The organism is Mesorhizobium sp. LCM 4576 (genome assembly GCF_001854815.1).
Classification (GTDB): domain Bacteria; phylum Pseudomonadota; class Alphaproteobacteria; order Rhizobiales; family Rhizobiaceae; genus Mesorhizobium; species Mesorhizobium plurifarium.
The window spans coordinates 380513-394086 of the sequence record NZ_MDDT01000057.1 but is presented as its reverse complement, the minus strand read 5'-3'; the positions used below and the strand labels follow the sequence as shown (position 1 = coordinate 394086).

The window sequence follows — 13574 nt, the reverse complement described above, 5'->3', positions numbered from 1 at the left end:
GGCGTCAACCGACATGGCCGAAAATCGTTGAGGCCAGCGGTACTTAACGGCAATCAGCGCTTGCACGGCGCGGCTTGCCGCCGCAAAACTCTTTCCATGCATCATGCGGCCTATGTCTTCGACGCCTATGGAACGTTGTTCGACGTGCACGCCGCCGTGCGCCGCCATGCCGGCGAGATCGGTCCGGATGGCCAGCTGCTGTCGGAAATCTGGCGCGCCAAGCAGCTCGAATATTCCTGGGTCAGGACGCTGATGGGCTCATACGCCGACTTCTGGCAACTGACCGAGCAGGCGCTGGATTTCGCTTTGCGCAAGGTGCCCTCGGCCGATCCCGCGCTGCGGACGAAACTGCTCGAAGCTTACTGGCGGCTCGATTGCTACCCGGAGGTGCCGGCCGTGCTGAAGGCGCTCAAGGCGTCGGGCGCGAAGCTCGCGATCCTCTCCAACGGCTCGCCGGAGATGCTCRCCGCGGCGGTCAAATCCGCCGCGCTCGACCAGATCCTCGACGACGTGTTCTCGGTCGACCAGGTCAAACGCTTCAAGACCGACCCGTCGGTCTACGACATGGTGGTCACCAACTGGCGGCTCTACCCGGGCGCGGTGTCTTTCCAATCGTCCAACCGCTGGGACGTCGCCGGCGCGACGAAATTCGGTTTCCGCACGGTCTGGATCAACCGGACCAACCAGCCGGACGAATACCGCGACTTTCCGCCCGGGCTTATCCTGCCTTCGCTCGAGGGCCTCTTGGCGGGCGTCTGAGACGCGTGCGAGGCCGGTTTGCACGCAGGGCCACACGCGCCTGGCACACCTTTTGGTTGCAAATCATACGTGGCCCTATCATACATAGGACGATCAACAGTTCTGGGGGGAACGGTGCGTGTTCTCAAGCGCCGACAACGTCGTATCCTTCAGCCTCGATGACGTTCCGGTCCAGCATCGCGAAGCGTTCATCCGCGATGTTTGCGGGCGCACCCAGAGGCGGATGGAGGTTTCGCCGCACCGCGACCACACGCTCAAGTTCGACGGCACGACCGTGCTTCTGCCCGATATGATGTGCACGAAAGGGTCGGTTTCCCTCATGGCATGGGAACGGACGGCCGAATTGATGGATGACGGCAACGACGACATCATGCTGTCGTGGAACAGGGGCGGTTCCCACGTCTCGATGCCCGGCCTGGGCGATTTCGCGGCCCGGCYAGCGGTTCCGGCGCTGCTGGCGCTCGATCGCCGTTTTTCCGTTTCCACCGAAGATTCGACCTGGTCGATGGCGATACAATTCAAGCGTTCGCTGGTGACGCCCTTCGTCAGGAACCTGGATGACATCCGCCCCGATTACATCGACGGCAGCAATCCGGTGCATCGCCTGYTGTTCAGCTACCTTTCGTCGCTGTCACCGGACACGGCACCGCCGGCACTGACCGCGCTGATTTCCCGGCATGTCACCGACTTGCTCGTCCTAGCGCTCGGCGCGCGCCACGATACCGCGTCGTCCGGTGTCAGGGCGGCGCGACTGGCCGCGATCAAGCAGCACCTTTCCACCGCATTCCATGAACCGGGGCTGAACGTCGACCAGGTCGCGCGTAAGTTCGCCATCAGCACTCGTTATATCCGCCAGTTGTTCGCCGCCGAAAACACCAGTTTTTCCGATTACCTGACAGAGCTCAGACTGGCCTATGTGCACAGCTGCCTGATCGACCGCCGGCAGGTCCTGCGGCGTATCGCCGACATCGCCTTCGAGGCCGGCTTCGTCGAGCCTTCCACCTTCTACCGCCAGTTCAGGCTTCGCTACGGGACGGCCCCTAACGACGTCCGCCATCTGGCGATGACCGCGGGCCTGCCGGAAAAATAGAGCAAGGGCGAGGCGTCTGACGCCGCTGTTGCTGCAGCGCAACAGCGGCTGCTCGGTCACAGCTTCGCCTTTTTCTGTCCACCCTCAGGCCAGAATTGGAACCGCCTATCGCCGCCGACTGTTATGAATGCCCCCGGCGACCTGCCCGCGGATTCATGCTTTCTTGCGAATTAAGACCTAGAAAAGGCAACCATGTCAGACGCTTCCTTCCGCATCAGCCGCCGTGGCTTCCTCAATTTCACGGCCCTTGGCGCTRCTTCGGCCGCCGTGTCCGCCTGCACCACCACCGGTCCGGCCCCTGCTCCCATCCAGCCGCCGCCGCCCACCTATGTCGAGCCGCCGCTCGGCGACTACGAGACGATGTATGGCGCGATGTCGGATAATGGCTTCGACCTGCCGGCCATCCCGGTGAACAAGATCGATCACAGATTCTTGCGCCAGATCGTTCCCGATCCGACCGGACAGCGCCCGGGCACCATCGTCGTCGATACCACCGGCCACTTCCTCTATCTGGTGCGCGAGGGCGGTCAGGCGATCCGCTACGGCGTCGGCCTCGGCCGTGCCGGCTTCGAATGGTCGGGCGACGCGGTCGTGCAGTGGAAGCAGAAGTGGCCGAAATGGACGCCGCCGGACGAGATGGTTGCCCGCCAGCCGGAGCTGACGCAATACAGCGCCAAGAATGGCGGCATGCCGGGCGGCCTGAAAAACCCGCTCGGAGCGCGTGCGCTCTATCTCTTCCAGGGCAACCAAGACACGCTCTACCGCCTGCACGGCTCGCCCGAATGGTGGTCGATCGGCAAGTCGGTATCGTCGGGCTGCGTGCGCCTGATCAACCAGGACATCATCGACCTCTACGACCGCGTGCCGACCAAGACGCCGGTCATCGTGACGGCCAATATCGGCGCGCCGGAAGAGGACATGCCGGAGCGCAAGGCGATCCCGATCGACAACGGCGTGCCGACGGGCTCGATCCTGCTCGGCCCGGTGAAGCAGCTCRCCAACGAGATTTTCTAACGACCCCGATCTCTCAGCGGTGCTTGGCCAGTATGGCGGCCGGCACCGCGGCCCGGCGCTGGGACGAACATCGGTTATCCGGGCAGGCTCCAGGCCTCCAGCCAGGCTGGACCACACAAAACTTTCAAGACTGGATGTTCTAAGCGGGCCGGACTTCGTGCATTTTATGCCCCGAGGAGTTTAGCCATGTACACACCGCCCGCGTTCCGCGACGACGATCATGAGAGCCTGACGGCCACGATCCGCGCCGCGCGACTTGCAATCCTGGTCACCGCCACGGCGGAAGGCCCGCTGGCGACGCCTCTGCCGCTTTTCCTTGACGAGAACGAGGGCGAGCAAGGCGTGATCTATGGCCATGTCGCGAAGGCAAACCCGCAATGGCGCGCACCGGTGCTGGGCGGCGGGCTGGCGATGTTCATGGGGCCGGACGCCTATGTGACGCCGGCCTGGTACCAGACCAAACAGGAGACCGGGAAAGTGGTGCCGACCTGGAACTACGTCGCCGTCCACGCCCATGGGCCGATCGAATTCTTCGAGGACGCCGGCAGGTTGCTCGACGTGGTGACCCGCCTGACCAACCTGCATGAAGGCGAGCGTAGCACACCCTGGGCCGTGTCGGACGCGCCGGCGGATTTCATCCAGTCGCAGTTGAAAGGCATTGTCGGCCTGCGCATGCCGATCACGAAGCTCGAAGGCAAGCGCAAGATGAGCCAGAACCGCAACGCGGCCGATCGCGCCGGCGTGCTGGCCGGCCTGGCAGCGAGCGAGCGGCCGTCCGATCGCGAGGTCGCGCCACTCATTCCGGTGTGACCTCTCAGGGGCCTGGCTGACGGCCGTCACCGTCCCTTGGCCAGGCTGCCCAGGATGCCGCGCACGATGGCGCGGCCGACGGAGGAGCCGACGGAGCGCACCACTGACTTGATGGCTGCTTCGGCGACCGTCTGGCGGTTGGAGGACCGCCGATTGCCGGTTCCCAAAACATCGTCGAACCCGGGAATGGTCCAGCGCGAGCCGCCGCTGTTCTGCTGCTTTGCCTGCGCTTCGGCGTCCTGCGCCTCCTTGGTCTTCTTCTGCAGCATTTCGAAGGCCGATTCGCGATCGACAGCCTCGTCGTACTGGCCRGCGACCGGGCTCTCGGCGATGATCTTGCGGCGCTCGTCGGGCGTGATCGGTCCGAGCCGYGACGATGGCGGGCGGATCAGCGTGCGCTGGACCATGGCCGGCACGCCCTTGTCCTCCAGCATCGAGACCAGCGCCTCGCCGGTGGCGAGCTGGGTGATGGCGGTGGCGCAATCGAAATCGGGATTGGGCCGGAAGGTCTCGGCCGCGGTGCGCACCGCCTGCTGTTCGCGCGGCGTATAGGCGCGCAGCGCGTGCTGGACGCGGTTGCCGAGCTGGGCCAGCACCTTTTCGGGAATATCCAGCGGGTTCTGGGTGACGAAATAGACGCCGACGCCCTTGGAACGGATCAGCCGCACCACCTGCTCGACGCGGTCGATCAGAACCTTCGGCGCGTCCTCGAACAAAAGATGCGCCTCGTCGAAGAAGAACACCAGCTTCGGCCTGTCGAGATCGCCGACCTCGGGCAGTTCCTCGAACAGCTCAGACATCAGCCAGAGCAGGAAGGTGGCGTAGAGCCTGGGATTCATCATCAATTTGTCGGCGGCGAGCACGTTGATCGCGCCGCGGCCGTCTCGCGTCGTGCGCATCAGATCGGCGATGCGCAGCGCCGGCTCGCCGAAGAAGTTCGCGGCGCCTTGGCTCTCGAGCACCAGGAGCGTGCGCTGGATGGCGCCGACGGAGGGCTTGGTGACATTGCCATAGCGCGCGCTGAGCTGGTCGGAGCGCTCGGCCATGTTGGCGAGCAGCGCCTGCAGGTCCTTGAGATCGAGCAGCAGAAGGCCCTCTTCGTCGGCGATGCGGAAGGCGATGTTCATGACGCCTTCCTGCGCTTCCGTGAGGTTCATCAGCCGCGACATCAGCAGCGGTCCCATCTCGGAGATGGTGGCGCGGATCGGGTGGCCCTGTTCGCCGAACAGGTCCCAGAAGATGACCGGGAATTCCTGGAACTGGTAAGGATCGAGCTTCACCTGCTCGGCGCGCTTGACCAGGAAATCCTTGGCCTCGCCCATCATGGATATGCCGGAAAGGTCGCCCTTGATGTCGGCACAAAAGACGGGCACGCCGGCGTTCGAAAAGCCCTCGGCCAGGACCTGCAGGCTGACCGTCTTGCCGGTGCCCGTAGCCCCAGTGACAAGGCCGTGGCGATTGCCGTAGCGCAGCAGCAGCTCCTCCGCGCGCTGATAAGAATCGTCGGGCTTGCGGCTGGCGCCGATGAAGATGCTGGTCTCGTCAACCATATCCGGTCTCCGCAATCTGTTCCGCTCAAAGGGCCTCACCCGGAGGTATAGTAACGCTCGTCGCATGCGGCAATGCCCAGTATCGATTTTGCGGCACACCCGAATTTGGCTCTTGGCGCTTGCGGATTCCGCGCTTGTTTGGCAATCGATTGGCTGGCCGCGAGAGAACCCGGCCGGATGACGCATTGTGATATCCGGTTCCTGACCTTAGATTGGCTGGACCGGCTGATGCGGCCGATAAGCGAGGAGAGCGATGGGCGCCGGCGCCTTGACCAGGGATGTCGACCTTCCGAACCCGGATGCCAAGCGTTGGCAGGCGCTGGCGGAAAAGGCGCTTGCCGGTGGTTCCTTCGAGGAAAAGCTCGTCTCCCACACCGATGACGGAATCCGCATCGAACCGCTCAGCCAACGCTCGACGGCCGGCGAGCCGTTGCCGCGCGCAAATCCGACCGCGCCCTGGATCGTCAGCCAGCGTGTCGACAACCCGGACATCGCCCGGGCCAGCGCTCAGGCCCTGGAAGACATCGCCCAAGGCGCCACCGGCCTGTCGCTCGTCTTCGAGGGCGCGCCGAATGCCTTCGGCTACGGCCTGCCGCGCACCGCGGAAGCGCTGGAAAGGGTGCTCGACGGCGTGCCGCTCAACCGCGTGCAGGTGCGCATAGACGCGCATCCCTGGAGCCGCGCCGTGGCCGACTGGCTGCTCGCTTTCTTGAGCAAACGCCGCTCCGACCCGACCAAGCTCAACCTCTCCTTCGGCATCGACCCGGCGGCGATCTTCGCCGGAACCGGGCGGTTGCGCACCTCGATCGAGGCGCTGCAGGAATCGATGCCGCAGTCGCTGGCGCATTTCTTCTCGATGGGTGTGCCGGGCGTGCTGCTCGAGGCCGACGGGCGCGTCTTCCACAATGCCGGCGCCACCGAGGYGCAGGAGCTCGGCACGATGATGGCCTCTGTCGTGTCCTATCTCAGGATGTTCGAGAAGGCGCGCCAGCCTCTGGTCTATGCGGCGCCCCATATCGGCTTCGCCCTCAGCGTCGACCAGGACCAGTTCCTGTCGATGGCCAAGGTGCGGGCATTGCGCAAGCTCTGGGCGCGCATCCAGGAAGCCTGCTCGATCCCGGCCTCGACCGCCAGCATCCATGCCGAGACCTCCTACCGCATGATGACCATAGCGGACCCGGAGACCAACATCCTGCGCACTGYGATCGCGGCCTTCGCGGCGGCGACCGGCGGCGCCGATTCGATCTCGATCCTGCCGCACACGATCGCGCATGGGCTGCCGGCGGGCTTTGCCCGCCGCATCGCCCGCAACGCCCAGCTCATCATGGCCGAGGAGAGCCATATCGGCCATGTCGCCGATCCGGCGAGCGGCTCGGGCGCGGTCGAGGCGCTGACAAACGACCTCTGCGCCGCCGCCTGGGAAGAATTCCAGCGCATCGAGGCCGAGGGCGGCGTGCTCGCCAGCCTGCAGCAGGGCTATATCCAGAATCGGGTCCAGACTGCTGCCGCCAAGCGCAACGGCGCCTACCGGTCGGGCGAACGCGGCATTGTCGGAACAACGCTTTACCGCGTCGGCACGGAACGCCCGGTCGAGACGCTGCCGCAGGAGCGGCGCCCAGCCCTGACCGAAGGCGTCGCGACCTGCGAGCCGCTGTTTCCGGTGCGCATCGACCAGTCGATCGGAGCCGGATCATGATCCCGGATTTCAGCCAGATCGGCTGGACGGCGCCGCGTCGCGCGCCGGTCGAGCTCAAAGGCCAGCGGATGACGCCGGAAGGCATCGCCGTAAAACATCTTTACACTCAAGGCGACCTGAAGGGGCTTGCCAATCTCGACACCTATCCGGGCATGCCGCCTTTCGTGCGCGGYCCCTACCCCACAATGTATGTCCAGCAGCCCTGGACAATCCGGCAATATGCCGGCTTCTCGACGGCCGAGGAATCCAACGCCTTCTACCGGCGCAATCTCGCGGCAGGCCAGAAAGGCCTGTCGGTCGCCTTCGATCTCGCCACGCATCGCGGTTATGACAGCGACCATCCACGCGTCGCCGGCGATGTCGGCATGGCGGGCGTGGCGATCGATTCCATTCTCGACATGCGGCAGCTGTTCGACGGCATTCCGCTCAACGAGATGACCGTGTCGATGACCATGAACGGCGCCGTGCTGCCGATCATGGCCTTGTACATCGTGGCGGCGGAGGAACAGGGCGTCGCGCAGAAGGATCTGGCCGGGACCATTCAGAACGACATTCTGAAGGAGTTCATGGTCCGCAACACCTACATCTACCCTCCGAAGCCTTCGATGCGGATCGTGTCGGACATTTTTGCCTACACCTCGCACAACATGCCGAAGTTCAACTCGATCTCGATCTCCGGCTATCACATGCAGGAAGCCGGCGCGACGGCCGACCTCGAGCTCGCCTACACGATCGCCGACGGCATCGAATACGCGCGCGCGGGCGTTGCCGCCGGTCTCGACATCGACCGCTTCGCGCCAAGGCTCTCCTTCTTCTGGGCGATCGGCATGAACTTCTTCATGGAGGTCGCCAAGCTCAGGGCCGCGCGGCTCTTGTGGTCGAGCCTGATGAAGAAGAATTTCGCGCCGAAGGACGAGCGCTCGCTGTCGCTGCGCACCCATTGCCAGACCTCCGGATGGTCACTGACGGCGCAGGACCCATATAACAACATCACCCGAACCATGATCGAGGCGATGGCGGCGACGCAGGGGCACACCCAGTCGCTGCACACCAATTCCTTCGACGAGGCGATGGCGCTGCCGACCGACCATTCGGYGCGGATCGCCCGCAACACGCAGCTCATCCTGCAGAAGGAATCCGGCACCACGCGCATGATCGACCCGTGGGGCGGCTCGGCCTATGTCGAGCGGCTGACRCATGATCTGGCGGCGCGAGCGCTCTCCCATATCGAGGAGGTCGAAAACCTCGGCGGCATGGCGGCCGCGATCGAAAARGGCATTCCCAAGCTACGCATCGAGGAAGCGGCGGCCCGCACCCAGGCCCGCATCGATTCGGGCGAGCAAATTCTGGTCGGCGTCAATGCGCACCGGCCGCAGACGGATATCGAAGTCGATGTGCTGAAGATCGACAATGCCGAGGTGAAGGCTAGGCAATTGGCGAAGCTGCAGCGGCTCAAGGGCACGCGCGACGTCGCGGCGCTGGAGGATGCGCTGGCGGCGCTGACCCGCGCGGCCGAGGGCGACGAGAACCTACTCGAATTCGCGATCCGCGCGGCGCGCGCCAACGCGACCGTGGGCGAGATTTCGCTGGCGCTGGAAAAAGTGTTCGGCCGCCACACGGCGGCGGTGCAGACGATCTCCGGCGTCTACCGGGACGCGCTCGGCGACAACCCGGCGCTCGACCCGCTGCAGGAGAAGATCAAAGCGTTCGAGAAGAAATCCGGCGGCAAGCCGCGCATCCTGGTCGCCAAGATGGGCCAGGACGGCCACGACCGCGGCCAGAAGGTAATCGCCAGCGCCTTTGCCGATCTTGGCTTCGATGTCACCGTCGGGCCGATGTTCCAGACGCCGGACGAGATCRCGAAGCTCGCGGTGCAGCACGACGTCGACATCATCGGCGCCTCCTCTTTGGCCGCCGGGCACTTGACGCTGATCCCMGAGCTCAAGGAAGCGCTGAAGAAGCTCGGCCATGGCGACATGCTGATCGTCGCCGGCGGCGTTATCCCGCCGCAGGACTATGACGCGGTGCTTGCGGCGGGTGCTGCCGAGATCTTTCCGCCAGGGACGGTCATCCCGGAAGCGGCGAACCGGCTGATGGATCGGTTGCTGGCCGATCAGTGAGGGCTTGCTGATTTGGCCGAAAGGTTGTTCCATGGAAATAGACACAACCATGGCGCGATGATGTTCAAGACAACCATCCACGGGCTTGAGGACGGATCGGGGGCCCTGCTGCTGCCACGCGAAATGCTTGACAGCTTGGACCTTCAAGTTGGCGATGAGCTCCAGATCATCGAAACCGACGATGGCCTCATTCTAAGGCCAATCCGCCACGACAACCACCAACGGCAAATGGACGCGRCTCGCGTTGTCATGGACAAATACGAAGCTGCACTGCGCAAGCTAGCAAAATAGAGGCCCGGCAGAGACGATTTTCACTGCGCGTTTCGGTGAAAATCAGCGCAACCGTTGCGGATTAGAGCGGGATGAGGTTTGTAGGAGTCGTTGGATTCCCAAATCAGCAATGATCTGATTCAACATCGCTGCTGGGCAGGAGGCCAGCATCGATGGCTGGATATTCGATGGATTTGCGCGAGCGGGTTGTCGCGGCAGTCAAGGTTGAAGGGCTTTCGCGGCGCGCAGCGGCTGCTCGATTTGGCGTCAGCTACAGCGCGGCGATTGAATGGTTGAAGCGGGTGGACGAGACCGGCAGCGTGGCGCCGCTCAAGGTCGGCGGCTATAAGCCGAAGAAGATATCGGGCGCTTGGCGCGATTGGCTGGTCGAGCGCTGCCGGACGAAGGACTTCACCTTGCGCGGCCTTGTGGCCGAGCTTGGCGAGCGCGGCCTGAAGGTCGACTACCGCTCGGTBTGGGAGTTCGTGCACGCCGAGAAGCTCAGTCACAAAAAAAGACGTTGATTGCAGCCGAGCAGGATCGTCCGGACGTGGCGCGCCGACGGGCGCAGTGGGTTCAGTATCAGGACCGGATCGACCCCGCCCGCCTGGTGTTCATCGACGAGACGTGGACCAAGACCAATATGGCCCCGTTGCGGGGCTGGGCGCCGGTCGGGCAGCGGATCAAGGCCAAGGTGCCGAATGGTCACTGGAAGACCATGACCTTTCTGGCGGCACTGCGTCATGACCGCGTCGAGGCGCCCTGGCTCATCAACGGGCCGATCAATGGCGAGAGGTTCCTCMTCTACGTCGAGAAGGCACTCGTGCCGACCCTGCAGCCGGGCGACATCGTCGTCATGGACAATCTCGGTAGTCACAAGGCCAAGGCAGTGCGCCGCGCCATCCGCAAGGCCGGCRCACGCCTCTTCTTCCTGCCGAAATACTCGCCCGATCTCAATCCGATCGAACAGCTCTTCGCCAAGCTCAAGCACTGGCTCAGAAAGGCCGCAAGTCGCACGGTTCAAACCGTCTGCCAGGCGATCGGACAGATCCTCAACGGTGTCACACCGATCGAGTGCTCAAACTACTTCGCAAACTCTGGATATGACCGATGGTAATCCCATCCCGCTCTAGCCAAAGCATCCCAACCTCGTCATTCCTGGGCGAAGCGGCGTCGCGCAGACCCTGGAATCCATTCCGTTACCTGGACCGAAGTGTGCAACGGTGCAGAATTTCGGGACCGCCGCGGCGCTTCCAAGTCACGGCATGGATCCTCGGGTCTGCGCGCGTCGCTTCGCTCCTTGCTCCGCCCGTGGATGACGACCGCGATAGGCGTCTCGGCCAATCGCCAAGATAGGAGACCTGCAACGCTCCAACCAACCGGTCAAAACTTCTGTATTGAGGAACTAATTCTCGGCCTTGTCCGAGAGCTTGACGATTTCCCATTCCTTGCCGTTGACGGTAATGACCTCGCCGACCTTCTTGCCRAACAGCGCCACGGCCATCGGCGAAACATGGGAAATCGAGCCCTTCGACGGATCGGCCTCGTCCTCGCCGACGATGCGCCAATGCACCTTCTTGCCGTCGTCGCCTTCCAGCGTGACGCCCATGCCGAAGCGCACCACGTCGCTGCCCGGCTCGGGCACCGAAAGCTCGGCGCTCTCGCGTCGCGCGGTCCAGTAGCGCAGATCGCGGGAAACCACCGCAAGGCGCTCGCGATCGCCGCGTCTTTCGGCTTTGGCCATCAGGTCGCGCAGCTCGGCGAGGTTCTCCTCGATCATCGCGAGCCCGCGCTCCGTCACCAGATTGCGGTGCGTGCTGACCGGGYGCTCGCCGACGCCGGCGATGGYGTTTTCGCTGTCTTCTTCGCKGGTAAAAGCTCTGCTCATGCAATGAACTTAGGCTTGGCGAGGCGACTGCACAAGCGGTTTGCAGGTAAGCCAACCCTGGCACGATTCCTGCGACAGACAGGGCGAAACACCAGGACCTGTGCCGATGTTGAACAGACGAACGCTGCTTGCCCGGACCGCCGGCCTTGCCGCCGCCGGCGTCTTTGCCGGCAAGGCATCGGCGAAGTCGCTGCCGGGCATCGAGATGGCAGCGATGCGCGGCTCGATCAACGCGACCGAGATCGGCGTGCAGCCCGGCGCGGTCGACGACCAGAGCAAGGCTTTCGCCAGGATGCTGACCGAAGCCAGCGACCGCGACCAGCCGGTGTTCCTGCCGCCCGGCACCTATCTCGTCTCGAATCTCAAGCTGCCTGCACGCGTGCGCCTGTCGGGCGTGCCCGGCGCGACGCGCATCGTCTATGGCGGCAACGGTCATCTGATGATGGCCGAGCAGGCCGAGCATATCGAGCTGAGCGGACTGATGCTCGACGGCGCCAACCGCTGGCTGGCCGATTACGCGCAAGGGCTGCTCGACCTGCGCCGCGTCGCGCATCTCGTCGTCGACAATTGCCAAGTAACGGGCAGCGGCAAGAACGGGCTGGCGCTCGAGCATGCCGTCGGCCGTGTCGGCCGCTGCGATATTTCGGGTGCCGCGGATGCCGGCATCTATTCGGTCGAGGCCGGTGGGCTGGAGATTTCCGGCAACACCGTTTCCGACTGCGCCAATGGCGGCATTCTGGTGCATCGCTGGCAGGCGGCGGAGGACGGCACCGTCGTCAGCGGCAATCGTGTCCAGCGTATCGGCGCGCGCAGCGGCGGCACCGGCCAGAACGGCAACGGCATCAACGCTTTCCGCGCCGGCAACGTCATCATTTCGGRCAATGTCGTCTCCGACTGCGCCTTCACCGCGATCCGCGCCAACAGTTCCAGCAATCTGCAGATCACCGGCAACACCTGCTCGCGCTCGGGCGAGACCGGCATCTACTCGGAATTCTCCTTCGAAGGCGCTATCCTCAGCAACAATCTGGTCGATGGCGCAGCCAACGGCATCTCGATCGTCAATTTCAACGAAGGCGGCCGCATGGCGGTCTGCTCGAACAACATCGTGCGCAACCTTTCGACCGCCGGTCCCTATACCGCCGATCCGCCCGGCTTCGGCGTCGRCATCAGCGCCGAGGCTGACACCACCGTCTCTGGCAACGTCGTCGAGGACGCGCCGCTCTACGGCATGCAGCTCGGCTGGGGCCCCTATCTGCGCAATGTCGTGGCGACGGGCAATATCATCCGTAAGGCCGGCACCGGCATCGTCGTTTCGGTCGTTGAAGGGTCCGGCACCGCGGTCATCTCAGACAATATCATCGATGGCGCTAAGAACGGCGCCATTATCGGTCAGCGCTGGGCCGATCCGGTGACCGGCGACCTATCCCAGTCGACAGATACCGGCTACGCGCATCTCACAGTAGAGCGAAACAAGGTAAGCTAAGCCGCGGCCACGATAATGTGGGCCTGGATCTTGGCGGCCACCTCGCCACGACCATGCCTGTCCGCAATCACGGATTCAGCATAGTCGGTCGCGGATGCCAAGCTCCCGGCCTCCCTCGCCTCGATCTCATTGCGAAGAACAGTTCCCTGGCAATAGGCGACGGCGGGAACGCGCGGCGAGGACGCCCGGCTCTGCTCGGCTATGGTGTCGATCGCCACGTCGGAAAATCCCGCGATAGCCAGATCGCTGCGGATCAGCGCCTTGTCGTGATAGCCGTGCGGCGTTCGCGCCAGGAAGCGCGGCGGATCGTGCGGAAAGATGCTGGCGAGAGCATTCGTCACGTCGTCGGCGAAGATGTTCTCCTCGATGCGATCCCAGACGCTGAACAGGAAATGCCCGCCGGGCTTCAGGACCCGCTTTGCCTCGCGATAAGCGGCAGCGCGGTCGGGAAAGAACATCGCGCCGAACTGACAGCAGACGAGGTCGAAGGCCGCATCCCTGAAGGGCAGCTTCAAGGCGTCGGCCTGGCGCCAGGTGATGCGGCTGTCGGGCCCTTGGCGCGATGCCGCGTAGTCGAGCATCGGCTGATTGAGGTCGGTTGCGATGTAGCTAGCGCCGGGAACGAGTTCCGGTGCCAAGGCGCGGGTGACGGCCCCGGTGCCCGCGGCGGTCTCCAAAACGGCCAAAGGCGAGAAGGACGCCGCCCGCCGTGCGGTCTCCGCAGCATAGGCCTCGAAGATCAACGGCACCATATGGCGATCGTAATTTTCCGGGATCGACCCGGCAAACACCTTGTCCGCTTCCAGCATGGCCAGCACCCGGCGCCCGTTTGATAGCCACGGAAACTAGCACATAATTTCTGTGTTGGGCTAACCCGCAAGGCTGATGCGGGTG

12 protein-coding genes are annotated in these 13574 nt (G+C 64.1%); 9 read left to right on the top strand and 3 right to left on the bottom strand.

Translation table 11 applies throughout. The features are described 5' to 3' along the window. Nucleotides 1-96: 96 nt before the first annotated feature. From LCM4576_RS27595 to LCM4576_RS27580, 4 genes are all read left to right on the top strand, one after another. Nucleotides 97-759: a haloacid dehalogenase type II gene (locus tag LCM4576_RS27595; RefSeq protein WP_071035606.1), complete on the top strand. Its 663-nt coding sequence runs from the start codon at nt 97-99 to the stop codon at nt 757-759. A 118-nt stretch (nt 760-877) separates the two neighbouring features. Further along, entirely contained in the window at nt 878-1849 is a 972-nt protein-coding gene (locus LCM4576_RS27590) for a helix-turn-helix transcriptional regulator (protein ID WP_071035605.1), read from the top strand. Between the two features lie 192 nt (nt 1850-2041). Continuing rightward, complete coding sequence (locus LCM4576_RS27585; RefSeq protein ID WP_071035604.1) at nt 2042-2863, top strand: L,D-transpeptidase; 822 nt, start codon at nt 2042-2044, stop codon at nt 2861-2863. A gap of 186 nt (nt 2864-3049) precedes the next feature. Continuing rightward, nucleotides 3050-3673 (top strand): FMN-binding negative transcriptional regulator, encoded by a 624-nt coding sequence (locus tag LCM4576_RS27580; RefSeq protein WP_071035603.1) that lies wholly within the window; start codon nt 3050-3052, stop codon nt 3671-3673. 26 nt (nt 3674-3699) lie between these two features. On the opposite strand, the gene LCM4576_RS27575 is transcribed toward LCM4576_RS27580, so the two are convergent. Continuing rightward, a complete protein-coding gene (locus LCM4576_RS27575) occupies nt 3700-5223 on the bottom strand; it encodes a helicase HerA-like C-terminal domain-containing protein (protein WP_071035602.1) in 1524 nt (507 codons plus the stop codon). Between the two features lie 253 nt (nt 5224-5476). Between LCM4576_RS27575 and LCM4576_RS27570 the strand changes: the two genes are divergently transcribed. The 4 genes from LCM4576_RS27570 to LCM4576_RS35300 all read left to right on the top strand — a co-directional run bounded on the left by LCM4576_RS27570 (nt 5477) and on the right by LCM4576_RS35300 (nt 10426). After that, a complete protein-coding gene (locus LCM4576_RS27570) occupies nt 5477-6919 on the top strand; it encodes a methylmalonyl-CoA mutase subunit beta (RefSeq protein ID WP_071035601.1) in 1443 nt (480 codons plus the stop codon). Then, the gene (gene scpA, locus LCM4576_RS27565; RefSeq protein ID WP_071035600.1) at nt 6916-9039 is read left to right on the top strand and encodes a methylmalonyl-CoA mutase; all 2124 of its coding nucleotides are present in this window, start codon (nt 6916-6918) and stop codon (nt 9037-9039) included. The genes LCM4576_RS27570 and scpA overlap by 4 nt, the downstream gene beginning before the upstream one ends. Nucleotides 9040-9099: 60 nt before the next feature. Continuing rightward, nucleotides 9100-9330 (top strand): AbrB/MazE/SpoVT family DNA-binding domain-containing protein, encoded by a 231-nt coding sequence (locus tag LCM4576_RS27560; RefSeq protein ID WP_071035905.1) that lies wholly within the window; start codon nt 9100-9102, stop codon nt 9328-9330. 152 nt (nt 9331-9482) lie between these two features. Continuing rightward, nucleotides 9483-10426 (top strand): IS630 family transposase gene (locus tag LCM4576_RS35300; RefSeq protein WP_116398024.1). Its coding sequence is split into 2 segments (ribosomal slippage): nt 9483-9819 and nt 9819-10426, totalling 945 coding nucleotides; the frame shifts between segments, so codons are not numbered across the junction. 288 nt (nt 10427-10714) lie between these two features. Here LCM4576_RS35300 and LCM4576_RS27545 read toward each other — a convergent pair. Continuing rightward, on the bottom strand, nt 10715-11197 hold the full coding sequence (locus tag LCM4576_RS27545) for a GreA/GreB family elongation factor (RefSeq protein WP_071035597.1): 483 nt from the start codon (nt 11195-11197) through the stop codon (nt 10715-10717). Between the two features lie 106 nt (nt 11198-11303). On the opposite strand from LCM4576_RS27545, the gene LCM4576_RS27540 reads away from it, so the two are divergent. Further along, a complete protein-coding gene (locus LCM4576_RS27540; protein ID WP_071035904.1) occupies nt 11304-12680 on the top strand; it encodes a TIGR03808 family TAT-translocated repetitive protein in 1377 nt (458 codons plus the stop codon). Here LCM4576_RS27540 and LCM4576_RS27535 read toward each other — a convergent pair. Further along, nucleotides 12677-13489 (bottom strand): class I SAM-dependent methyltransferase, encoded by an 813-nt coding sequence (locus LCM4576_RS27535; RefSeq protein ID WP_040991301.1) that lies wholly within the window; start codon nt 13487-13489, stop codon nt 12677-12679. The genes LCM4576_RS27540 and LCM4576_RS27535 overlap by 4 nt on opposite strands. Nucleotides 13490-13574: the final 85 nt, after the last annotated feature.